General features: G+C 43.6%; 20 protein-coding genes. 15 read left to right on the forward strand and 5 right to left on the reverse strand.

Annotated elements, in window-relative coordinates:
- The 4 genes from DXC04_RS11465 to malQ all read right to left on the reverse strand — a co-directional run bounded on the left by DXC04_RS11465 (window position 1) and on the right by malQ (window position 4,926).
- Window positions 1-1,068: a D-alanine--D-alanine ligase family protein gene (locus DXC04_RS11465; protein WP_118661074.1), complete on the reverse strand. Its 1,068-nt coding sequence runs from the start codon at window positions 1,066-1,068 to the stop codon at window positions 1-3.
- Window positions 1,069-1,086: 18 nt separating this feature from the next.
- Window positions 1,087-2,541: a nicotinate phosphoribosyltransferase gene (locus DXC04_RS11470; RefSeq protein WP_118661075.1), complete on the reverse strand. Its 1,455-nt coding sequence runs from the start codon at window positions 2,539-2,541 to the stop codon at window positions 1,087-1,089.
- 86 nt (window positions 2,542-2,627) lie between these two features.
- The gene (locus DXC04_RS11475; RefSeq protein WP_118287991.1) at window positions 2,628-3,362 is read right to left on the reverse strand and encodes a lysophospholipid acyltransferase family protein; all 735 of its coding nucleotides are present in this window, start codon (window positions 3,360-3,362) and stop codon (window positions 2,628-2,630) included.
- A gap of 28 nt (window positions 3,363-3,390) precedes the next feature.
- Window positions 3,391-4,926 carry a 4-alpha-glucanotransferase gene (gene malQ, locus DXC04_RS11480; protein ID WP_226977195.1) on the reverse strand — a complete coding sequence of 512 codons (1,536 nt, stop codon included), beginning with the start codon at window positions 4,924-4,926 and terminating at the stop codon, window positions 3,391-3,393.
- A 132-nt stretch (window positions 4,927-5,058) separates the two neighbouring features.
- Here malQ and DXC04_RS11485 point away from each other — a divergent pair, with 132 nt between their 5' ends.
- From DXC04_RS11485 to DXC04_RS11540, 12 genes are all read left to right on the forward strand, one after another.
- Window positions 5,059-5,466 (forward strand): protease complex subunit PrcB family protein, encoded by a 408-nt coding sequence (locus DXC04_RS11485; RefSeq protein ID WP_118661077.1) that lies wholly within the window; start codon window positions 5,059-5,061, stop codon window positions 5,464-5,466.
- A gap of 119 nt (window positions 5,467-5,585) precedes the next feature.
- A complete protein-coding gene (locus DXC04_RS11490) occupies window positions 5,586-7,202 on the forward strand; it encodes a DUF3794 and LysM peptidoglycan-binding domain-containing protein (RefSeq protein WP_021859675.1) in 1,617 nt (538 codons plus the stop codon).
- A gap of 55 nt (window positions 7,203-7,257) precedes the next feature.
- Window positions 7,258-8,136, forward strand: coding sequence for a 4-(cytidine 5'-diphospho)-2-C-methyl-D-erythritol kinase (ispE, locus tag DXC04_RS11495; RefSeq protein WP_117537039.1), 879 nt, complete (start codon window positions 7,258-7,260; stop codon window positions 8,134-8,136).
- On the forward strand, window positions 8,133-8,813 hold the full coding sequence (locus tag DXC04_RS11500) for a GntR family transcriptional regulator (RefSeq protein WP_021859677.1): 681 nt from the start codon (window positions 8,133-8,135) through the stop codon (window positions 8,811-8,813). The genes ispE and DXC04_RS11500 overlap by 4 nt, the downstream gene beginning before the upstream one ends.
- 76 nt (window positions 8,814-8,889) lie before the next feature.
- On the forward strand, window positions 8,890-9,612 hold the full coding sequence (locus DXC04_RS11505) for a stage II sporulation protein R (protein WP_243112147.1): 723 nt from the start codon (window positions 8,890-8,892) through the stop codon (window positions 9,610-9,612).
- 13 nt (window positions 9,613-9,625) lie between these two features.
- Window positions 9,626-10,810, forward strand: a complete 1,185-nt coding sequence (locus tag DXC04_RS11510) for a cation diffusion facilitator family transporter (protein WP_118661078.1) — start codon at window positions 9,626-9,628, stop codon at window positions 10,808-10,810.
- Window positions 10,797-11,513 (forward strand): acyl-[acyl-carrier-protein] thioesterase, encoded by a 717-nt coding sequence (locus DXC04_RS11515; RefSeq protein ID WP_118519952.1) that lies wholly within the window; start codon window positions 10,797-10,799, stop codon window positions 11,511-11,513. The genes DXC04_RS11510 and DXC04_RS11515 overlap by 14 nt, the downstream gene beginning before the upstream one ends.
- A gap of 12 nt (window positions 11,514-11,525) precedes the next feature.
- Entirely contained in the window at window positions 11,526-12,365 is an 840-nt protein-coding gene (locus tag DXC04_RS11520; RefSeq protein WP_021859681.1) for a CvfB family protein, read from the forward strand.
- 93 nt (window positions 12,366-12,458) lie between these two features.
- Window positions 12,459-12,692: a hypothetical protein gene (locus tag DXC04_RS11525; RefSeq protein WP_021859682.1), complete on the forward strand. Its 234-nt coding sequence runs from the start codon at window positions 12,459-12,461 to the stop codon at window positions 12,690-12,692.
- A 329-nt stretch (window positions 12,693-13,021) separates the two neighbouring features.
- Entirely contained in the window at window positions 13,022-16,495 is a 3,474-nt protein-coding gene (locus DXC04_RS11530; protein ID WP_118661079.1) for a DNA polymerase III subunit alpha, read from the forward strand.
- A 74-nt stretch (window positions 16,496-16,569) separates the two neighbouring features.
- Window positions 16,570-17,547, forward strand: coding sequence for a 6-phosphofructokinase (gene pfkA, locus DXC04_RS11535; RefSeq protein WP_021859684.1), 978 nt, complete (start codon window positions 16,570-16,572; stop codon window positions 17,545-17,547).
- A gap of 18 nt (window positions 17,548-17,565) precedes the next feature.
- Entirely contained in the window at window positions 17,566-18,003 is a 438-nt protein-coding gene (locus DXC04_RS11540) for a DUF1934 domain-containing protein (RefSeq protein WP_021859685.1), read from the forward strand.
- 49 nt (window positions 18,004-18,052) lie between these two features.
- Here the strand turns inward: DXC04_RS11540 and DXC04_RS11545 are convergent, their stop codons facing one another.
- Window positions 18,053-18,493 (reverse strand): hypothetical protein, encoded by a 441-nt coding sequence (locus DXC04_RS11545; protein WP_021859686.1) that lies wholly within the window; start codon window positions 18,491-18,493, stop codon window positions 18,053-18,055.
- Window positions 18,494-18,655: 162 nt separating this feature from the next.
- On the opposite strand from DXC04_RS11545, the gene cls reads away from it, so the two are divergent.
- From cls to DXC04_RS11560, 3 genes are all read left to right on the forward strand, one after another.
- Entirely contained in the window at window positions 18,656-20,083 is a 1,428-nt protein-coding gene (gene cls, locus DXC04_RS11550; RefSeq protein ID WP_442873164.1) for a cardiolipin synthase, read from the forward strand.
- A 143-nt stretch (window positions 20,084-20,226) separates the two neighbouring features.
- On the forward strand, window positions 20,227-21,327 hold the full coding sequence (tig, locus tag DXC04_RS11555; RefSeq protein WP_118661080.1) for a trigger factor: 1,101 nt from the start codon (window positions 20,227-20,229) through the stop codon (window positions 21,325-21,327).
- 414 nt (window positions 21,328-21,741) lie between these two features.
- Window positions 21,742-24,795 (forward strand): SrtB-anchored collagen-binding adhesin, encoded by a 3,054-nt coding sequence (locus DXC04_RS11560; RefSeq protein ID WP_118661081.1) that lies wholly within the window; start codon window positions 21,742-21,744, stop codon window positions 24,793-24,795.
- Window positions 24,796-24,878 lie beyond the last annotated feature (83 nt).

A 24,878-nucleotide genomic window follows, 5' to 3' on the forward strand; every position in this document is an offset into this window, starting at 1 on the left:
TTATTGGTAGCGTGCTTTGATTGATTCATCAATGATCTGCTCGCACAGATCACCATATTCCAAACCGGCAGCCTTCGCAGCCTTCGGAATCAGACTCGCCGGAGTCATACCCGGAAGTCCGTTCATTTCCAGACAATAGAACTTACCGTCTGTATCGTCAACGATAAAGTCAGCGCGTGCATACACATCCATGCGTAAAGTGCGAAATGCCTTCTCTGCCATGCGCTTCATTTTCTTCTGTGTCTTCTCATCGAGAGAGACCGGAGGGCAGATTTCCTGTGCGCCGCCTGCCTGGTATTTGTTCTCGTAGTTGAACACACCGTCTTTAGGAATGATCTCTACGATCGGAAGTGCTTTGCCGGCGAGAATACCACAGGCAAATTCTCTTCCTTTGATATAAGGTTCAATTACAACTTCTTCTTCCTGATGGACATCAAAAGACTGATGGATCGCATCAAGATATTCTTCTTCGGTGTGAACGATAAATACACCGATGCTGGAACCGCCGGAGCATGGTTTGATAACCAGTGGAAGATAATATCCCAGCTCGTCAAGCGGGGTATCCTTTGTTTGGCGATTCAGGGAAGTTCCTCGCGGAGTTGCTACACGACTCATTTTAAAAATCTGTTTGGCAACCAGTTTATTCATAGAAAGGGAACAACCCAGAGAATTCGGACCGGTATAACGGATGCCGAGGATATCAAAAGTAGCCTGCAACTTTCCGTTCTCACCGACAGAACCGTGCAGAGCCATAAAAGTAATATCTGCCATACGGCACAGCTCGATGACGTTCGGTCCAAGATAGCAGTCGGACTGATCAGGTCGGGACTTTTTCAAAGCATCGAGATCCGGCATCGTTGTTTTGATACCTTCTGCAATACCAAGTCCGGCGTCCGGAAGATCGAAGACTTCGTCCAGTTTATCCGCATCATAAGGTAGTCCAAAATAAACGTCCAGCAGATAAGCCTGATGCCCACTTTCGCGTAGTGTTTTACAGATTCCTGCTCCGGAAATAAGTGATACATCGCGTTCAGGACTGAGTCCTCCGGCTAATACTATAATTTTCATAAAATAAATTCTCCTTACTTAGTCAGATATGCTCATCTGATCAAGCAGCGATTTTTTCACATCGTATAATTTCTGTGATAAATCCACATGGATACGATGTGGGTAGAAGAGACGTTTGGTCTCATCCCAGAGTGTATCCTTCTCTTGCTTGCAGTAAGCTGCAATCTCCATAACAGAAGGAGAGTTGTAGACACATTCACCATTTATGAAGACCGGAACGAGAATCTCACGCATTGTGTATGTGCCACCCGGAAGCCTGGTCTTCTTCCATGTCTCGATTGGATCAAATAATAACAGATCTTCATTGGTGTCATATTCTTCGCCGGCAAAACAGATCAGATCAGCTTTGAGTTTTCCTGTTTCTTTATCATAGATACGATAAATGGTTTTGTTACCAGGATTTGTGATTTTTTCTGTATTTTCAGAAATCTTAATCTTCGGAATAAATTCTCCGTCCTGATTCTTTATGGCAGCCAGCTTATATACACCGCCGAAAGACGGGCAGTCCTTGGAAGTGATCAGATTTGTACCGACACCCCAGGAATCGATGGCTGCTTTTTGCATCTTCAGATCGTGGAGAAGGAACTCATCCAAATCATTGGATGCGCAGATGGTTGCATCTTCGAATCCGGCAGCATCCAACATCTTGCGTGCTTCTTTAGAAAGGTATGCAAGGTCGCCACTGTCAAGACGGATTCCGTATTTTTTGAGGGGATGACCAGACTCTTTAAATTCCCGGAATACACGAATCGCATTCGGTACACCGGATTTGAGAGTATCATACGTATCGACAAGTAATGTGCAGTTATCCGGATACATTTTCGCATAGTTCTTAAATGCAGTATATTCATCCTTGAAGCTCATGATCCAGCTATGTGCATGTGTACCCATGACCGGAACATCAAAAAGCTGTCCTGCAAGAACATTGGATGTGCCGACGCAGCCGCCGATCATAGCAGCTCTCGCACCATAAAGTCCGGCATCCGGTCCTTGTGCACGTCTCAGACCAAATTCCATAATACCGTCGCCGTCTGCCGCAAAGACAATTCGGGAAGTCTTCGTAGCGATCAGTGACTGATGATTGATGATGTTCAGGATCGCAGTCTCTACAAGCTGTGCCTCCATGATCGGAGCGATCACTTTTAACAGTGGCTCTTTTGGAAATACAACGGTTCCTTCCGGAATTGCATAGATATCACCACTGAAATGAAAACCGCTTAAGTAGTGCAGAAAATCCTCACTGAAAATGTGCAGACTTCTTAAGTAGTCCACATCCTCGTAAGTAAAATTCAGGTTCTTCACATAATCGATCACCTGCTCTAATCCGGCACATACAGAATATCCGTTGCTGCAAGGATTCTGGCGGAAGAAAACGTCGAAAATAACGGTTTCGTTCTGTTTCTCCTCATAGTATCCCTGCATCATTGTCAGCTCATAAAAGTCCGTCAATAACGTAAGATCTTGTCTGTTCATGGTCCCATTTGTCTCCTTTTTTATAAATTCCGTTCCATTATAGCACTTACAGAGAAAAAAGTAAAAGAAAAAAGAAAAGCCAGGCATTAGAGTAATGCCTGGTTCTTCTTAATGGTATCTTCAATAATCTTCTGACAGTTCTGTGAGAGCTGTTTTTTCTGTTCACGGTCCAGATCTTTTGCATAGATCGGCTTGCCATATTCGATGATGACGTGGGTCTTCTTAATGCGCGGGAACTGTTTCTCGAAGATCGAGATTGTGTTATTCATGCTGATCGGTACGATTGGACAACCACTTTTCTCAGCAATTTTAAAAGAACCGCTGTGGAATGGAAGAACACTTAACTCTTCGCCGGTATTTCTCGTACCTTCCGGGAAAATGCAGATGGAGATTCCGCTTTTTACGTATTCAATTGCTTTGAGGATGGTCTTTAGTCCCTCTTTCGGGTTGTCACGGTCAAGGAAGAGGCAATAAAGGCGCTTCATCCATGTGCGGAGCAGAGGATAGCTCATCATTTCCTTTTTGGCAATGTATCCGGTGCGGCGTTTGCATCGGGAGTAAGTCAGAAGAATGTCAAAATAACTTCTGTGATTGCCAATGAAAAGTACCGGCTCATCCGGGATCCTTTCTTCGCCGATTACAGTGATCTCAGTTCCTGCAATCTTAAGCATAAATCGGAATGCAGCCTGCACCATGCGCAGACATTGATAATCGGCAGCTTCCTGATTAAATTTGCTGATGATCCATTCGATACCCAGTACCGGGATTCCGAGGATCAGATATAAAAATAAAGTAATGACTACCAAAATAAATCTAAACATTTGTATATCCTTTCTTTGCCTGGGGCGCTTAATCAAAGCGTCCATATAATAAGGTAAGTTCACGAAGGGTATCTGCGTATTCCGGTTTCAGATCTTGTGCACGGAAACGCCAGCTCCAGTTGCCGGCGGCTTTTCCCGGCGTATTCATGCGTCCTTCATCTCCGCAGAATAAAAGATCCTGCAGCGGATAGATCGCATAAGTGGCAATGCTGGAAAGCGCTGCCTTTATCAGACCATAACCGATATTCTTCTCATCGGTTGTTCCGGTGTAAGCACAGACTTTTTTGCGGCAATGTTCCGGTAATGTCTCGTACCAGGAAAGTGTTGTAGCATTGTCGTGTGTTCCGGTGTAGCAGACGCAGACCGGAGATTCAAAACGGTGCGGCAGGTATGCATTTTCATCGGTAGAATCAAAAGCAAACTGCAGAACCTTCATGCCCGGGAATCCGAAATGTTCACGAAGCGCATTTACCTCATCCGTAATGATACCGAGATCTTCTGCAATGATCGGCAGATCGTCGCCGAGTGCCTGGGAGATCGCACCAAAGAGATCCCAGCCCGGCACCTTCGCCCAGTGTCCGTTGACGGCAGTCGGTTCGCCGTAAGGGACAGACCAGCATGCGTCAAAGCCACGGAAATGGTCGATACGCAGGATGTCCAGATTCTTAAGCTGTGTGCGGATACGCGAGATCCACCAGGAGAAATCGCTGTTCTTATGTGCATCCCATGCATAGAGCGGATTGCCCCAGAGCTGCCCGGCTGCAGAAAAATAATCCGGCGGAACTCCCGCAACAGAGAGCGGATACCCTTTCTCGTCCAGGTAGAATAGTTCTTTATTTGCCCAGACATCTGCACTGTCCATGGATACGAAGATCGGGATATCGCCGATGATCTGGATGCCTTTCTCATTTGCATATGCTTTCAGTCTGCCCCATTCTGTGAAGAAGATAAACTGCAGAAATTTGTAATATCCGGCTTCTTTCTGCAAAAGCTGTTTTAATTCCTCTTTGTATTCCGGGGATGGGCTGCGGTACATATCCGGCCAGTCCAGCCAGCTCCTTCCGTCATTGGCGTCTTTGCAGGCGAGGAAAAGCGCATAATCCTCCAGCCAGAAAGCTTCCTCCTGACAGAAGCGTGCGAAATCCTGCTTTAGCGGATCGCCCTCGTCTCTTTCGTAAAAACGGTTGTATGCAAGGCGGAAAATGCTGTGTTTCCACGGAATGACCGTTCCGTAGTCTACCTGTGCGCTGTCTCCGGCAGGTGCATCTTTCAGTTCATGGTCGAATAAAAGTCCCAGCTCTTTCAAATGATCTGGGCTTATAAGAAGCGGCTGCCCGGCGAAGGCAGAGAAACTCTGATACGGAGAATCTCCGAAACCTGTATGTGTCAGTGGAAGGATCTGCCAGAGTTTCTGTCCGGCGGCTTCCAGAAAATCAACAAAACGGTATGCCGTATGTCCAAGATCTCCGATCCCATATGGAGAAGGAAGTGATGTCGGATGCAGAAGAACACCCGCCTGTCGTCTGTATTGTTTCATAATTAAGTACTCCTTAGTCTGTTTCAATAAAATTCAGCTGTTTGTGTGAATGTACAAAAGCACATTTTTGTGGCAACACTTTTATAAGTATACACTAAAATTGGTATTTTTCATAGGTTCACTGTGTATGATATTAAAGAGAAATTGCAGGGTGAGTGTATGCGGAAGTGGTTGTTGTGTGCAGGACTTGTTCTCTGTTTGTGGATATTGTGTGGCTGTTCAATCCGGAAAGTGGATGACACGCAGAAAAGAAAAGCCGTATATGAAAATGTCCGGAGAGAGGAAATACCGGAAGAATGTAAGAAATGGATTGAAGAAAAGAAACAGGAACCATTTACCCTGACATACGAAGATCAGGGCAGTCTGTATCTGTTCTGCGGGTATGGAAGAAAAAGGCAGGACGGTTACCGGGTGAAGGTTGTAAAGATAGAAGAAACTTCCAATACAATTTTCTTTCAGACAGAGCTTGTCGGTCCGAAAAGAGGAACCGTAAGAAAAAAGAAGGAGACCTATCCGTACTGCGTGGTGAAAATGAAAGCAGGCGGGAAGATGGTGGTATTTGAATGATACCAGGGGGGCAGGTCTGCAGCCATATGCGCAGCACGGAACAATCCGTGGGTATCATAAATATATGATGGATATTTTTATGGTGCAACAGCAAATAACAGGAAAGTGAGGTTGTCAAAATGGAGCAAAAAGATTATGAAACTCTGACATGCGAGACGCAGGAATTTAGGGGATACAGCCAGGGAAAAACGATTGTAGATCAGTTTTATGTGGATCAGGACTATAACGTGCCGGATGCCAAAAGTGATGTGCAGCGTGTGATCCTGAATGAAGGTACATTGCGCATCGAAGAGCAGAAAATTGTGGACAATTACATACGGATCAGCGGAAAGATACAGTTTCGCATGCTTTATGTGACGGATGACTCTGAGAAACGGCTGTCATCTCTGGAAGGAAGATTTCCATTTGAGGAGCTGGTTTATGCAGAGAAAGTGCCGGAGGGCAGTTTGTTTATCAAGAGTTCACAGACGGAACTTACCGTAACGGTGATCCATTCAAGAAAGCTCGGAATCAAAGCACTCGTAGAATTACAGGTTTGTTCGGAACAGCAGAAAGAAGAACATCTGACAAGCGATATTTACAGAGAAGGAAGACGGGGGGAAGAAGGCAGCGAATACGCAGATGGACTGTGCAGAAAGAAGAGACAGGAGACACTTCTGAAAATGCATACGATGAAGCGTGATACATACCGGATCAAAGAAGAAGTACAGATTGGCGGGACAAAAGAAAATATCGGCACATTACTGTGGACCGAAGTCACTCCGGGAAAACTGGACACAAGGATTGGGGAGGAAGTACTTCTGTTGCAGGGTGAAATGCTTGTGTTCTGTTTTTATGAATCGCCGGATGGAAGGCTGGACTGGATAGAGCAGACGGTGGCATATGAAGGAAAGATTCCGTGTTATGGAGCAAAAGATTCCATGTATCACCAATTGTATCCGGTATTTACAGATGTGGCAGTGGAATCGCGCATGGACGAGGAAGGAGAAGTAAGAATTCTTGGCGTGGAAGCAACGCTGGATATGCGGCTGATCGTTTATGAAGAAGTAGAAATGGATGTGCTGGAGGATGCCTATGCGCTGGATGGTGAGTGTGAGATCAAATATAAGGACTGTCCGTGCGAAAAATTACTGATGCAGAATCATACCAAATGTAAAGTGACAGAGAAGCTGACACTTCCGGAGATTAAAGAAGATATTTTACAGATTTGCCACAGCACAGGAAGAGTGGAAGTGGAGAGTACACAGATTACAGAGAAAGGAATCGAAGTGGAAGGTGTATTGCATATCCAGTTTCTTTATATCAAATCAGACGATGAAATCCCGTTTGATGTATGGCAGGGAATGGTTCCGTTTACTGCATTTCTGGAAAGTAATGAGACGAATGATCGGATGCAGGTGGATCTGACGTGGTGCATCGAACAGTTAAATGTCGGACTGCTTGGAAATGCAGAAGTAGAAGTAAAAGCAGTACTTGCATTTCATGGATTCCTGAAAGAAGAAGTGAAAATACGCTGCCCGCAGGAAATGATCTGCCTCCCGTTTGATGCAGAAAAACTGGAAAAACAGCCGGGAATCGTAGGCTACATCGTAAAAGAAGGAGATACACTCTGGGATCTCGCAAAGCGTTACGGCACAACCGGAGAGAGGATTCTCGAGATGAATGACTGTGAAAAGAATGGACTGAAATCTGGGGATAAAATATTGATTTTTAAGGAAAGTTTAAGTATACTGTAGGTAAATTGTATACAAGATACAAGGTATAGGGTAAAAAGTACAAGGAGAACAAAAGATGGACAGATTAGAACTGAAAGCACTTGGAAAAATTAATCTTGGTCTGGATGTGCTGGGAAGACGGGAGAATGGCTACCATGACGTGCGTATGGTTATGCAGACCGTTTATCTCTATGACCGTATTATTATGAAGAAGAGTAAGACACCGGGGATCAGACTTGAGACGAATCTCTATTATCTTCCGGTAAATGAGAATAATCTGGCTTATCAGGCTGCACAGATGCTGATGGACGAATTTCATATAGAAGAAGGTGTTTCCATACAATTGGATAAACACATTCCGGTGGCAGCAGGCATGGCAGGCGGAAGCTCAAATGCGGCAGCAGTTCTTTTTGGAATGAACCGGATGTTTTCACTTGGCCTGAGTCAGAAAGAACTGATGGAACGAGGTGTTAAGCTCGGTGCAGATGTTCCGTACTGTATTATGCGCGGAACCGTGCTGGCAGAAGGAATCGGAGAGATTCTGACGCCATTATCCCCGATGCCGAAATGCTATGTTCTTATTGCAAAACCGGCAATAAGTGTATCGACGAAGATGGTCTATGAGAAACTGGATTCTCACGAAATCGAAGATCATCCGGATATCGACGGTATTTTAGCAGGATTAAAAGCCGGAGATCTGAAGAAAGTTGCAGGCAGCATGGGCAATGTACTGGAGCGTGTAACTGTGGATGCTTATCCGGTGATCGACCAGATTAAGAAAATGATGATAAAAGAGGGCGCGCTGAACGCTATGATGAGCGGAAGCGGACCAACTGTATTTGGAATCTTTGAAGAGAAAGCAACGGCAAGAAAAGCTGCCGATGCGATCCGGGATGCGAGACTGACAAAACAGGTTTATGTGACGAATATACACAATGCAAGGAGAAAAAGATGAAAGAACCGAAATTTAATGTGACAATGAATGAATATCTGCCTCTGCGTGATGTTGTATTTAATACATTAAGACAGGCAATTCTGCGCGGAGAGCTGAAACCGGGCGAGCGTCTGATGGAGATCCAGCTCGCAAATAAGCTTGGCGTCAGCCGTACACCGATCCGTGAGGCGCTTAGAAAGCTGGAGCTGGAAGGTCTGGTAAATATGGTGCCGCGAAAAGGTGCCGAAGTTGCAGACATTACAGAGAAGAGTCTGCGCGATGTACTGGAAGTAAGAAAAGCGCTGGAAGAATTATCCGTACAGCTTGCGTGTGAGAAGATCACAGAGGAAGAGATCGAGGAACTGAAACGGGTAGCAGAGCGATTTAAAGATACACTGGATGATCAGGATGTAACAAAGATCGCGGAAGCGGATGTGGCATTTCACGATGTTATTTATACGGCAACAGATAATCAGAAGCTGATTCTGCTGCTTAACAATCTGCGTGAGCAGATGTATCGTTACCGGGTGGAATATCTGAAAAAAGAAGAAGCATATCCGCAGCTTATCGCAGAGCATGAAGAACTGATCGATAATATTTCAAAGAGAAATAAAGAAGAAGCAACCCGCATCATGTGCGAACATATCGACAATCAGGTTGCAACCGTGATCAATGTTATTCACACAAAAAAAGTTTAAAAGGATTTGAAAATATTTGTATAAATTCCTGTGAAATGTGAAGACTCCCAATAAAAGAAAGGAGTACATAGAACAGGTGAGATATATAAATATAAAAACTTATAGAATTCAGAAGGCAGTCTGTGTTATACTGAGCGTCTGCGCCGCATGTCTTTTATTTTATGTGTTGTGTGACTGTGAAGAAATCAGGGCGCAGAGAGCAATTGATAAGACGCAGGAAAAACTTGCAAAAGAAGTATTGAGATTTCATGTTCTGGCGAACAGCGACAGCAACGAAGACCAGAAAGTGAAAAGGCAGGTCCGGGATGCCGTGCTTGTATACAGAAGCCGGTTACTGAAAAGCGATGGAAATAAAGATACATCTGCAGATGCTGACAGCATGGAACAGGAAGTATCAAGAGCAGAGGCAGAGCGACTTGTGAGGGAGTATTTGCCGGAATTTGAGCAGGAAGTAAACCGGGTGCTTAAAAAAGCGGGTGTAAATTACCGTGCGAAGGCAGTGCTGACAGATGTCTATTTCCCGGAGAAATACTATGGAAATATCTGCTTCCCGAAGGGATGGTACCGGGCATTAGAGATAAGACTTGGGAAAGCCACAGGGCATAACTGGTGGTGTGTGTTGTATCCGAGCATGTGTTTTACAGAGGCGGTCTGTGTAACACCGGATGAAAAAGGCAGAGAGAACTTAAGAGAAATGCTGGATGCAGATGCGTATGAACTGGTGACGAAGCCGGAAAAGTTCCGGTTAAAAAGCTATTTTTTCGGTGAGAAGCTGAACCGGTGGCTGGCAGACAGATAGAGGAGGAAATGTCATGACAGAGTTTCTGATTAGACATTTTGTAGAAAATTATGAAGATGTGGAAAAGGTGTCTGTGCGGACAGCATATGGAGTGCTGGCGAGTGTCACGGGCATCTTTTGCAATCTTTTTTTATTCGGACTGAAATGGTGTATTGGATTTTTCCTGCACAGTATTTCCATTATGGCAGATGCATTTAATAACCTGTCGGATGCAGGTTCATCCATCATCAGTCTGGTTGGAGTGAAGATTGCAGAGAGACCGGCAGATGAAGAGCATCCGTTCGGACATGGAAGAGTGGAATATATTGCGGCGCTGGTCGTCGCATTTCTTGTGCTGGAAGTCGGATTTACATTTTTTAAAGATGCCATTTCTAAAATAAGACATCCACAGGAAATGCGATTCCAGTTATTTTCGGTCGTCGTATTGATCCTGTCCGTTGCGGTCAAGTTGTGGATGAGCTATTTTAATAAGAAATTGGGAAAAAGGATAGATTCCAAAGTGATGATGGCGGTGTCGGCAGATGCGATCGGCGATGTCATTACGACATCGGCAACGATATTTTCAGTTGTATTTTTAAAGCTGACCGGGTATAATATCGACGGATTTATAGGTCTGGGTGTATCCCTTGTCGTTATGTGGGCAGGTGTCGGTATCGCAAAAGATACGCTGGAGCCATTGATCGGTCAGGCAGTAGATCCGAAAGTCTATTTACAGATCACGAATTTTGTGGAAAAATATGACGGTGTAGTTGGCAGCCACGATTTGATCGTACATAATTACGGACCGGCAAAGAGTATGGCATCAATCCATGCGGAAGTGCCGAATAATGTGGATATTGAAGAATCTCATACCGTCATTGACCGGATTGAGCGAGAAGCCATGGAGAAGATGGGACTTTTCCTTGTGATCCATATGGATCCGGTTGAAACAGAAGATAAAAAAGTGCTGGCGATCAAAAAAGATGCCGAAGAGATTATAAAAGAGATGGACAAGCGTGTCAGCATCCATGATTTCAGGGTAGTAGGAGGTAGGGATCATAAGAACCTGATCTTTGATATGGTGATTCCTTACGAATATGATAAAGAGAAACAAAATGACTTAAGAGAAGAGTTTGCTCGCAGACTCCGGGAAAAAAATGACCGGTATCATGCAGTGATCACAATGGAAAGGAGCTATGTGGCAAGTGCAGCAGAATAATCATTATACATTTGACAGCAAGGTGCGGTTCAGCGAAGTCGATCATACCGGCCGTATTACCTTACCGGGGATTATCAACTATTTCCAGGACTGCAGTACATTCCAGTCGGAAAGTATCGGACTTGGCGTGGACTATTTTGCGGAACATAACAGAGCCTGGGTACTAACTTACTGGCAGGTCGTGATCGAAGAATATCCGCGGCTTGCGCAGGAGATTAATATAGCGACATGGGCGACAGAATTTAAAAGCATGTTGGGAAAGCGTAATTTCTGCATGACAGATGCAGAAGGAAAGAAACTTGCATATGCCAATTCTGTCTGGGCATATATGGATATGAAAAAAGGACGCCCGGTGCGGCCGTCCGCAGAAGAAGTAGAGCCGTACGGAAGCGGAGAGCCACTGGAGATGGATTATCAGCCAAGGAAGATAAAACTTCCAGAGAGTGCGGTGAAAAAAGAGCCGTTTGCAGTGCGAAAATATCATATCGATACGAACGAACATGTGAATAACTGTCAGTATGTACAGATGGCAATGGAATATATCGAACATACCGGGGATATCAGGCAGGTTCGTGTAGAATATAAAAATTCGGCAGTGTATGGAGATATCATTGTGCCGAAAGTGGCAGCAGAGGAAACAAGAACGGTAGTGGAGCTTTGTGATGAGTCGGATCGGATCTTTGCGACCGTTGAATTCAGCTAATAGGAGAAAAAGATGAATTTACAGAATGAATTAGGAAAAAGAAGAAGTTTAATGGTAGTAAAAATCGTAGATTTCGGTGTATATCTCGGAACAAAAGATGAGAAGGTTCTGCTTCCGAAGAAAGAAGTGCCTGCCGGTATTGAAGTCGGAGATCCGATCGAAGTATTCTTATACAAAGATTCATCCGACCGTATCATTGCAACCACCCGCATACCAAAGCTGATGATGGGAGAAGTGAAGGTACTGGAAGTCGCTGACACAGCGAGAATCGGTGCATTTCTGGACTGGGGTCTGGAAAAAGACCTCCTGCTTCCGTTCCGCGAGCAGACAGCAAAAGTCTCCAAGAAAGACAAAGTATTAGTCGCTCTGTATGTGGACAAGAGCGGAAGACTGTGCGCAACGATGAAAGTGTATGATAAGCTCCGCACAGATGCGCCATACGAGAAAGACGCAGAAGTGAAAGGACGCATTTACGAGATCAGTGATAACTTTGGCGCGTTTGTCGCAGTAGATGATAAATATTCTGCGCTGATCCCGAAGAGAGAAGCGTACGGCAATCTGAAAGTCGGCATGGAAGTCGAGTGTCGCGTAACAAAAGTGCACGAAGACGGAAAACTAGATCTAAGTGTCAGAAAGAAAGCGTTTGAGCAGATGGATGATGATGCAGTCATGATTCTGGACTATGTAGAAAAAAATGGTGGAAGTATTCCATTTACTGACAAATCTGATCCTGAAAAAATCAAGGAAACTTTTGGAATTAGTAAAAATGCATTCAAAAGAGCAGTTGGCAGATTATTTAAAGAGCATAAGATACAAATTAAGGAGAATGGAATTGAACTTTCGAAAAAATAGGTTCTTGAAATCCTAAAAAAATAAGGTATAATTAGTAGCGTGAGAAAAAGAAAAGAGCTTATCAAGCGTGAATAATGGAAGGAGAGCAATAGAATGAAAGTACAGAATATCAAAGACATCGACGCATTTTTTAAGACAGTTGACGATTGTTCAGGAAGAGTTGAATTAGTAACAGGAGAAGGAGACAGACTGAACCTGAAATCTAAATTATCTCAGTATGTTTCTATGGCAAACATCTTCTCCGGCGGAGAGATCCCGGAGCTTGAGATCATCGCTTATGAGCCGGAAGATACAGACAGACTGATCAAATTCATGATGAACAACTAATTAGAATCAGGTCGCAAAGAGATATGAGAAGGCAGATGGCAGGATATGCTATCTGCCTTCTTGCGTGTATAGGCTTCAGAGAAAGCTGACGTTACAACGTGCACTAATGTTATGCAGATTATGATTATGAAAAATTTAGTTCGGGATAACAAAAAACGCTATCATGGGTGGAAATGTGGTATAATATTCGAGATACCAGGGGCAAAAGCCTGAAACCACTATGTGCAGGCACATGAGTGGTTTTATGGAACAATTCGTATGGTATCTTAACAAAATGAAGAAATATAAGAATACATAAATTATAAAATAAAAAGGAGTCGGAATAGATTATGAGTTTTGCGCATCTGCATGTCCATACGGAGTTCAGTCTGCTGGATGGTTCCAATAAAATCAAAGAATGTGTTTCCAGAGTGAAGGAACTGGGAATGAACAGTGTGGCGATCACGGATCATGGAGTTATGTTCGGCGTGATCGATTTTTATCGTGCGGCAAAGGCAGCAGGGATCAAGCCAATCCTTGGATGTGAAGTGTATGTTGCGCCCGGCTCCCGTTTTGATAAAGAGGCAGTTGGCAATAATGATGACAGATATTATCATCTCGTACTTCTGGCAGAAAATGAGACCGGTTATTACAACTTAATGAAGATCGTATCCAGAGGATTTACAGAAGGCTACTATTATAAACCGCGTGTCGATATGGAACTATTGGAGCAATACCATGAGGGAATCATTGCTTTGAGTGCTTGCCTTGCAGGAGAAGTGCAGAAGAATATTCTCCGGGGAATGTATGGTGAGGCAAAGGCTGTAGCGTGCCGGTACAAAGATATTTTCGGAGAAGGAAATTTCTTTCTGGAACTGCAGGATCACGGAATGGAGGAGCAGAAACTGGTAAACCAGTCGCTGCTTCGTATGTCGCAGGAGACAGGAATTGAACTGGTGGCAACGAATGATATCCACTATACTTACGCAGACGATGTGAAGCCACATGACATCCTGCTCTGTATCCAGACTGGCAAGAAGTTGGCAGATGAAGACCGTATGCGTTATGAAGGCGGGCAGTATTACATCAAGTCCGAAGAAGAGATGCGAAAATTATTTCCATATGCACAGGAAGCAATCGATAATACACAGAAGATTGCGGACCGCTGCAATGTGGAGATTGTATTTGGTGAGAAGAAGCTGCCGAAATATGATGTGCCGGATGGTTTTACTTCCTGGGAGTATCTGAATAAATTATGTTATGAAGGACTGGAAAGACGGTATCCGGGAGATGATCCGAAGATCCGTGAACGTCTGGAATACGAGCTTGGCGTTATTAAACGTATGGGTTATGTAGATTATTTCTTGATTGTATGGGATTTTATCAAATATGCAAGAGACCATGGCATCAGTGTTGGACCGGGACGAGGTTCGGCAGCCGGAAGTATTGTATCCTACTGTCTAGGTATTACAAGTATTGATCCGCTCCGGTATCAGCTCCTGTTTGAGCGTTTCCTGAATCCGGAACGTGTATCTATGCCGGATATTGACGTGGACTTTTGCTTTGAACGAAGACAGGAAGTCATTGATTATGTTGTGCGGAAATATGGAACTGACCGGGTGGTGCAGATCGTAACGTTCGGTACAATGGCGGCGCGCGGCGTTATCCGTGATGTAGGGCGTGTTATGGACCTTCCTTATGCATTTGTAGATGGAATCGCCAAAATGATCCCGAAAGAACTGAATATTACACTGGGGAAAGCATTACAGTCCAGTCCGGATTTCAAAAAAGCTTACGATAACGATCCGCAGGTAAAAGAGCTGATCGATATGTCCATGCGTCTGGAAGGACTTCCGAGACATACGTCCATGCATGCAGCCGGTGTCGTGATCAGTCAGAAAGCAGTAGAAGAATACGTGCCGCTTTCGGTAGGTTCGGATGGTTCGGTTGTCACACAGTTTACAATGACAACGCTGGAAGAGCTGGGACTTCTGAAAATGGATTTCCTCGGTCTCCGGACGCTGACTGTTATTCAGGATGCAGTGCGCCTGGCAGAAAAGAGTTCCGGCAAAGAGATTGACATCAATGCGATTGATTATAACGATAAAAAAGTACTGGATTACATCGGAAGCGGCGAGACAGATGGTATATTCCAGTTGGAAAGTGGCGGTATGAAAGGGTTCATGAAGGAACTGAAACCACAGAATCTGGAAGACATTATCGCCGGTATCTCGCTGTACCGTCCGGGACCGATGGACTTCATTCCACAGTATATTAAGGGAAAGAACCATCCGGAGTCGATCACTTACGACTGCCCGCAGCTGGAGCCGATCCTTGCGCCGACTTACGGCTGTATCGTATATCAGGAACAGGTTATGCAGATCGTACGTGATCTTGCCGGATTTACACTGGGACGAAGCGATCTTCTGCGCCGTGCCATGTCCAAGAAAAAAGGGGACGTGATGCAGAAAGAACGGCAGGCATTTGTCTACGGAGACGAAGAAGGCGGTGTGCCGGGCTGTATCGCAAATGGAATTGACGAGAAGACGGCAAATAAGATCTATGATGAGATGATTGATTTCGCCAAATATGCATTTAACAAGTCACATGCGGCGGCTTACGCAGTTGTGTCTTATCAGACAGCCTGGTTAAAATATTATTATTCGGTAGAGTTCATGGCGGCGCTTATGACGTCTATGATCGATAATCCGCCGAAGGTTGCAGAATATATTTATAGCTGTCGTCAAATGGGAATCGAGATCCTGCCACCGGATATCAATGAAGGTGTCGGTAACTTTTCGGTACAGGATGGAAAAATCCGTTATGGCCTTGCGGCGATTAAGAGTATCGGTCGTCCGGTCATTGAATCAATCGTAAGAGAGCGGAATGAACGCGGAAAATTTAAGACACTGAAAGATTTTATCGAGCGCCTTTCCGGAAAAGAAGTGAATAAACGTACGATCGAAAGTTTTATCAAATCCGGTGCATTTGACGGGCTTGGAGGCACGAGAAAACAGTTCATGATCATTTATGTGCAGATTGTGGATCAGGTGAACCAGGAACGCAAATATTCCATGGCAGGACAGCTTTCGCTGTTTGATATGGTGGACGATGACCAGAAAGCAGAATTTGATATTCCATTGCCGAAGGTCGGAGAATATGAAAAAGAGACAAGGCTTGCATTTGAAAAAGAAGTGCTGGGTGTTTATCTGACTGGACATCCGATGGAAGAATACGAAGAAAAATGGAGAAAGAGTATTTCCAAAACGACGTTGGACTTCCAGCTTGATAAAGAAACCGGTGCAGCGAAAGTACATGATGGCGCAAAAGAGATCATCGGAGGAATTATCGCGACGCTTGCCATTAAGTATACGAAGACCAATAAAACGATGGCGATCCTGACACTGGAAGATCTGCTCGGAACAGTGGAAGTAGTCGTATTTCCGAGAGATTATGAAAAATACAAAGAATATCTGCAGGAAGAAAATAAAGTATTTATCCGCGGACGCGTATCGGAAGAAGATGACGCACCGAGCAAACTGATCTGCGAATCGGTAGTTCCATTTTCCCAGACACGCAAAGAACTGTGGCTCCAATATGCAGACAAAGATACATTTCTTGCACAGGAACAGATGCTCTATGACCTGATCGGAAACTCTGACGGAAGAGACGAAGTTGTCATTTACTGCAAGAAAGAACGTGTTGTAAAACGGCTTGGAAGGAACCGGAATGTACAGGTTGAAACTGGCTTATTAAGCAGGCTTATGAACTATCTTGGCGACTCTTGCGTGAAAGTAATCGAAAAAAACATTGAAAACATTTGATAATTCATGTAAAATGGTGCACGGATGGATAAATTATATTAAAATAAGTAAGGATAAATGATGGAGGGATGATCATGGCAGACAAAACAATACGTACGATTGGTGTTCTTACCAGTGGTGGAGATGCACCGGGAATGAATGCGGCAATCCGTGCAGTAGTAAGAACAGCATTGGGTAAAGGCCTGAAAGTCAGAGGAATCAGAAAAGGTTACCAGGGTCTTATGAACGAGGAAATTATTGACCTGTCAGCCAGAGACGTATCAGACATTATCGAGCGTGGAGGAACAATTCTCCAGACAGCACGCTGTAAAGAGATGCGTACAGAAGAAGGACAGCAGAAAGCAGCAGCTATCTGCAAAAAATATGGAATTGACGGACTGGTTGTAATCGGTGGAGACGGTTCCTTTGCAGGAGCACAGAAGCTTGCAAACTTAGGAATCAATACGATCGGACTCCCAGGAACAATCGACCTGGATATCGCATGTACCGAGTATACAATCGGATTTGATACAGCAGTTAATACTGCAATGGAAGCAATTGATAAAGTACGTGATACTTCTACTTCCCATGAGAGATGTTCTATTATCGAGGTTATGGGAAGAGATGCCGGATATCTGGCACTCTGGTGCGGTATTGCCAACGGAGCTGAGAAGATCCTGATGCCGGAAGAGCATGACTTTGATGAAGCAGCAATCATCAAAGACATTCAGGAGAGCAGAAAACGTGGCAAGAAGAACTATATCATCATCAATGCAGAAGGTATCGGAGATTCTATCAATATGGCGAAGAGAATCGAAGAAGCAACCGGTATGGAAACAAGAGCAACTGTTCTGGGACACATGCAGCGTGGTGGAAGCCCGACATGTAAAGACAGAGTGTATGCTTCTATTATGGGTTCAAAAGCAGTAGACCTTTTGCTGGAAGGAAAGTCAAACCGTGTCGTTGGTTACAAACATGGTGAGTACATTGATTTCGATATTGATGAAGCACTTGGAATGCATAAGAGTATCCCGCAGTATCAGTATGACATTGCAAAACAGCTTGCGCTGTAAGAGAATGAGATAAGAATGATGACGAAGGATGTATTATTAACAATTTCCGGTCTTCATTATGATGAATTTTCCGGTCGGGAGGATGACAACGAGCCAATCGAAGTCATCACCCCGGCTGCTTATTATCTCAAGAATAATAAGCATTACATTATATATGAAGAAGTTGTGGAAGGTATGCCGGGAAGTATTAAGAACAAGATACGGATATCCGGGGAAGATCAGCTTGAGATATTAAAGAGCGGTCTTTCAGGCACGCATATGGTATTTGAAAAAGACAAGATCCATATGACTCCGTATGAGACGCCGTATGGTGAGCTTCTCCTTGGCATATATACAAAGGATCTGAAAGTAGAAGAATCCGACGACCGGATCAATATCCGGATAAATTATGAGCTGGATATTAATGGCGATAAAGTTGCCGACAGTGAGATTAAGATGTGTGTAAAAGCAAAATAAAAAGGACAGGTCGGTAAAAGCCTGTCCTTTTTATAAAATCATTTTCATTTTACTTGTTTCTCAGTCTTGCGAAGAATCCCTTTTTCTTTTCCGGTGTTTCAAGCGGACCACGAAGTCCTTTGACACCTGTAATGTAAATACCACTGACTGTGGCTTTTACTTCTTTCTTAACAGGGATTGTAGGATAAACCTGAGCATCGCACATCAGAGTCATTACCTTCGGTCCAACCTTTGCTTTAACAACCGGTACTTTGGAACGGCGAAGATACTTCGGCGTGTTCTCCAGTACGATCGGCGGGAAACCTGCATCTTTGAGACGAATACGACCTTTATCAATAACCAGCATGGATACGGTCTGCTTAACAGCATCTAACTGTTCCTGCTGTTCGGCCTGCTTCTTCTCAGCTCTTTTCCCGAGGAAATATAATGCAATGCATGCAATGATTAAAACGACTAAGATCACTAATAAGACAATCGTTAATTTACTCACAGCGAACCTCCTAAAATCTGTTTTTCACGAAGTACATTGTATCATTCTTTTGACGCAAGTGCAAGAGATTTGAGATTTTAGCAGGGAACTTACACAACAGGGGAGGTGTTTAGAATGTTTATTGCGGCAGGTCATATGATCAGTGAAGCATATTTATGGCTGATGGATCATTTATTTATCATCAATCTCGTATTTTCAATTCTGATTATTTTCTTTCAAAGACGGGATCCGACGACCGTATGGGCATGGCTTCTGCTGCTTTATTTTCTGCCGGGACTTGGATTTATTCTCTACCTTGTATTAGGGCAGAATTTCCATAAAGACCGGATGTTCAAGATGAAAGAAATTGAGGGCGAGATCAAACATGCGGTGCGAAGGCAGGAAGAATCGATCTATCGGCGGAAGTTGAAACTCCGTGATCCGGAACTGGAGCGTTTTAAGAGCCTGATTCTCTATAATCTGAATGAAGGGGAGGCGGTGCTTACCGATAATAACGATATCCGTGTGTATACAGACGGAAGGGAGAAATTTGATGCACTGTTATCCGAGATGGATCATGCGAGAAATTATATTCATTTGCAGTATTATATCATCAGGAATGATGAACTCTGGCAGGAAATTGAGGAAGTACTTTTAAGAAAAGCTAGACAGGGTGTGGAGATCCGAGTCCTTTTTGACAGTATGGGATGTCGTGGAATGAAGAACAGCGATTGGGATCGTCTGGAAAAAGCCGGCATTCAGGTGGCAGAATTTTTCCCGGCAGTATTAGGAAAACTGCAGCTTCGTGTGAATTACCGAAACCACCGGAAGATTGCAGTGATCGATGGAAGAATCGGCTTTGTCGGCGGATTTAATATTGGAAGAGAGTATCTGGGAAAAGATGAGAAATTCGGATACTGGAGAGATACCCACATTTGTATCGAAGGAGCGGCGGTCACTTCGCTTGCAGTCCGTTTTGCACTGGACTGGAATTATGCAGCGAGAGATAATATTTTTCTGGAGGATCATTTGTTTGAACTGCCGACTTATATCCGGAACGGGCGTGATCCGGTGCAGATCATTTCCAGCGGACCGGACTCGCATAGTCAGGAGATCCGTAACAATTATTTGCGCCTGATCCATATGGCAAGAAAAAATATTTTTATACAAACGCCGTATTTCATACCAGATGATGATATCCGGGACGCGCTTATTATCGCAGCAAAATCCGGAATTGACGTGCGCGTGATGATCCCGTGTAAGCCGGATCACCCATTTGTATACTGGGCGACTTATTCTTATATCGGTGAGATGGTGGAGGCGGGCGTGCGATGTTTTACTTATGACAATGGATTCCTGCATAGCAAATGCCTGTGTATCGACGGCCTTGTCACCTGCATGGGAACTGCCAATATGGATATCCGTAGCTTTGCACTGAATTTTGAAGTAAATGCAGTAATCTATAGTGCAAGGACAACAAAACAGTTGGAAGACGCATTTGAAAATGATATGACAAAAAGCTCTCTTGTGACAAAGAAATCTTACGAGCAGAGAACGCTTTTGATCCGCTTCAAAGAGCAGTTCTGCAGGCTGTTGTCTCCGGTGCTTTAATTCGACAGGATAATGCCCGCCAACATAGCGTGTTCTGTGAAATAAATGTGAAAAGGGTAGGCATAAGGGGGAGAATGTGGTATAACATAATAAGGCTATGGGTTCGCATGTGCGAATGCGTAAATATATTTTCGAGGTGAACTATGAAAAAGAAAGCAGCAGTATTATTAACAGGAATTATGACGGCATCTCTTCTGTTGTCAGGATGTCAGAGCAGTAAAGGAATCGAGAATGACAACTTGAAGATTTCACAATACAAGGGTGTGGAAATTGATGAGGTAGACAAAGCTGACGATGTAACGGATAAGGACGTGACAAGTTTCATTGATTCTGTCCGGGAGTCTAATGCGAAGACAAAGACGATCAAGAATCGTGCAGTTAAGAAAGGTGACACCGTTACAATCGACTTCGTTGGTAAGATGAATGGCAAGAAATTCGACAACGGATCTGCAAATAACCAGAAGTTAAAGATCGGATCTAACACATTTATCGAGGGATTTGAAGACAGTATCATCGGACACAAAGTTGGGGACAAGTTCGTATGGAATGGAAAATTCCCAAAGAACTATTCCGAAGAGCTTGCAGGTAAGAAAGTTAGTTTTACAATTAAGGTAAAAGCAATCACAGAGTCCAAGACACCGGAACTGAACGATGCATTTGTTAAGAAAGTTTCAAGTAAATCCAAGACAGTTGCAGAGTATAAGAAAGAAGTAAAGAAAAAACTGGAGCAGGAAGCACAGGATACATATACAGAATCTGTTGAGAGTGGCGCATGGGAGAAAGTTCTGTCTAATACAAAAGTGAAAAAGTATGACGAGAAAGAACAGAAGAAGATGGAAAACGCATGGATCAGCCAGTACAAACAGTATGCAAAAGCTTACAACATGGATTATAGCAAGTTCCTTGAGCAGCAGATGGGTATGACAGAAGAAGAATTCAACAAACAGGTAAAAGCTGCTGTTAAAGATACGATGAAGCAGAACATGGTAACAGAAGCGATCGCAGACAAAGAGAACATCAAGATGAGCAAGAAAGACTACAATAAAGAGCTGAAAGCAATTGCCAAGAGTTATGGATACAGCTCTAATGTAGATGCGCTCAAGAAAGCATTTGAAGAGCAGGATCTGAAAGATGCGGCACTGAAGAATATAGTAAAAGAATGGCTTGGAAAGAACTGCGTTCAGGTTGCCAAGAAGTCCAGCGATTCAAAGAGCTCCAGTGATTCAAGCAGCTCAAGCAACTAATCGGACAGCTGCATAGAGCAAAATATGAGATTTAATTTCAATAATAAAAAACAGCGTCACAGGAATGATATTTAAATCGTTTCTGTGACGCTGTTTTTATATGATAGAAAATTACATTTTTTATTATATAAAAACACAATAAAAATCTGATTATCCGCTAAAACACAGTATCTATCAGCATTTTCAAGAAAACAAACACATCAATTTACTACTTATTTACTACTAAAGAATGAGCCTTGATACGCAAGTTTTCTTAGATATGCAAAGATATGGTACAGCACATCCGTATTGAAACAACAAAAAATTGAATATTTCATAGACTATGGAACGCCTAAAATGACGTTCCTTTTCTATTTCCAGCCGTTCTTATTGGACGGCTATTTTATTACCTAAAATGAAAGGAGCATTAGATTTATGAAAAAGACATGGAAACGATTGTGTACGGGCTTCTTAGCTCTTGCAACTGTCGTTACTGCTTTACCGACTACACCCGTCCATGCAGAAAGTAAGCAATACTGGACGGAAAGTGCAGAGCGTGTCGGTATCATTGAAAAAGTAATGAATGACGGTTCTATCGGTTCGACATTCAATGAGGGTTATATGAAAGTCGAGGGCGAAACTGCCTATTGTATCGACATCAATACAGATTTTAAGAATGGCTACAAGACCAGAGCTGACGCAAGCTCACGCATGAGTGCCGACCAGATTTCAGATGTGGCGTTATCCTTAGAGTATGTCAAACAGTATGGCGAAACTCACAAGGAATTGAACTACAAGCAAGTCTATCTGTTGGAACAATGTGTGGTCTGGCAGAGATTGAGCGTACATCTTGGCTGGCAATGCGACAACGTGCGAGCTTCTTATGATGAAATTCCAAAAGCTACGCAGGACGAAGTTTTCTCTGGTGCAAAAGCCTTTGTTAAAGAAAACAAAGGACGCTATGAATGTGGCGGTTATATCTACTCTGGCGAGGGGCAGGAATTGGGGCAATTCTGGGCGAAATTAAATGTCGGAAATGCGAAACTGCAAAAGACTTCCAGTAATACCAGTATTACAGACGGTAACGGGAATTACTCTGTCGCTGGTGCGACCTATGGTGTCTTTTCTGATAAGGACTGCACGAAACAGCTTGCCACCCTTACGACTGATGAAAACGGAAATACAGATGTTGTAGAGGTAAAGGCTGGCACAGTTTATATCAAGGAACTTTCTGCACCAGCAGGATATAAAGTAGATAAAACTGTATATTCCTTAAAGGTTGAAGCTGGAAAGACAGCGACCTTGAAAGTATCAGATATACCAAAAGTAACGGACACTTTGATTGAGCTTTTCAAGATTGACATGGAAACACAGAAAGACAATCCGCAAGGGAACGCTTCTCTAGCAGGTGCGGAATTTACATGGAAGTATTATGCTGGCTTCTATAACAAAGACAATCTCCCTGCCGAAGCTACTCGTACATGGGTTACAAAGACAATCGCCGAAACAGACAGCGACGGGACAACCCATTACATCACAAAATTAGGGGACGCTTACAAGGTATCTGGCGACAGTTTCTATATGCAGGACGGCAAAGCGGTTCTTCCTTTAGGAACACTAACCGTTGAGGAAACAAAAGCTCCAAACGGTTACTTGCTTGATGGTGCATATATGCAGGCTGGCGATAAGTCCGAACAGATTAAGGGCTTATATGTAACACAGATTACCGAGGACGGCGACCTTGCCGTATTATCTGGAAGTAACCAGTTTTCCGTATCAGATAAGATTATCCGTGGCGGTGTGAAAATTCAGAAACGAGATTTAGAAACGGGCGATACGAAGCCACAAGGAAGTGCCACTTTGAAAGATACTGCCTTTGACATCATTTCCTTAAATGATAATTCTGTTTTGGTTGAGGGCAAGCTATACAAGAAAAATGAAGTGGTAAAAACAATCCATACAGACCTTGAGGGTGTCGCTTCTACTTCTTCTGACCTTTTACCTTATGGAAACTTCCGTATCGTTGAAAGTGAAGCTCCCGACGGTTACTTAACTGACGGTGTAAAACCGATTGATTTTACAATCACAGAAAATGGAAAAATCGTGGACTTAACCGACGAATCTCATTCTATCTACAATCAGATTAAGCGTGGGGATATTGAGGGCGTAAAAATCGGTGCAGGCACACACAAGCGTCTTGCTGATGTTCCGTTTCGGATCACAAGCAAGACGACGGGAGAAAGTCATGTTGTAGTAACTGATGATAACGGGCAATTCTCCACTTCTGCTGACTGGGCTTCTCATAAGCACAATACCAACGCAGGCAAGACCAGCGAGGACGGTGTGTGGTTTGGAACTTCTGAACCAGACGACAGCAAGGGTGCATTGCCTTATGATACTTACATCATTGAAGAAATGAAATGCGACAGCAACAAAGGTTTTAAACTTATCCCACCTTTTGAAATCGTGGTATCAAGAAATAACCTTGTGATTGATTTAGGGACTTTGACTGATGAATACGAAAAAGAAATCTCTATCCATACCACAGCGACCAGCAAGGACGGCGAAAAGACAATCCTTGCAGGAAAAGAGGTTACAATCGTTGATACTGTCAAATTAGACGGACTTACCAAAGGCACAAAATATCAGCTCAAAGGCTGGCAGATGTTAAAGGAAGAAAACGCCGAGCTTGTCATTGACGGGAAACGTGTAGAAAACGATTATACCTTTATCGCTGATGATGAAGAAATGAAAGTGGAAATTTCTTATACATTCAATGCGTCTGCTTTAGGTGGCAAGAACCTTGTTACCTTTGAAGAATTGTATGATTTGAGCAATCCAAAAGAACCTGTAAAAGTTGCGGAACACAAAGACATTGAGGACGACGGGCAGACGGTACTTATTACAGAACGTATCATCAAAATTCATACGACTGCTACGGATAAGGACGGCAACAAAGAACTTGAAGCTGGAAAAGAGGTAACAATCATTGATACCGTAACCTTAGAGGGCTTAGAAATCGGTACACAGTACAAACTTGTGGGCTGGCAGATGTTGAAAGAAGAAAATGCAGAGCTTCTTATCGACGGAAAACGTGTGGAAAGTGATTATACATTTACCGCTGACAGCGAAACTATGAAAGTGGAAGTTGCCTTTACCTTTGACGCTACTTCTCTTGATGGCAAACAGCTTGTAACTTTTGAAGAATTGTACGATTTAAGCAATCCAGACGAGCCGAAGAAAGTTACCGAGCATAAAGACATTGAGGACGAGGGACAGACGATTACCTTTAAGGAAAAACCAGAAGTCCCAGAAGAACCAGAGAAACCCGAAACACCGCCGACACCAGAGAAGCCACACCGACCTAGCGACAGTCCCAAAACGGGCGATAACACAAACCTTTACGGACTGCTTGCACTTCTTTTAACTTCTGGTGCTGGGCTGGCAGGTATCTTCTTCTACAAACGCCGTAAAATGAAGAAATCATAAGGCGGTAACGGTATGAGGAAAGAAAAATCACGCTCTCCGCCGAAGCTGTCAAACGGCAGACTTCCGCTTATTCTGGCTTGTCT

The sequence above is a fragment of the Dorea sp. OM07-5 genome, from assembly GCF_003481355.1.
GTDB classification, from domain to species: domain Bacteria; phylum Bacillota; class Clostridia; order Lachnospirales; family Lachnospiraceae; genus Dorea_D; species Dorea_D hominis.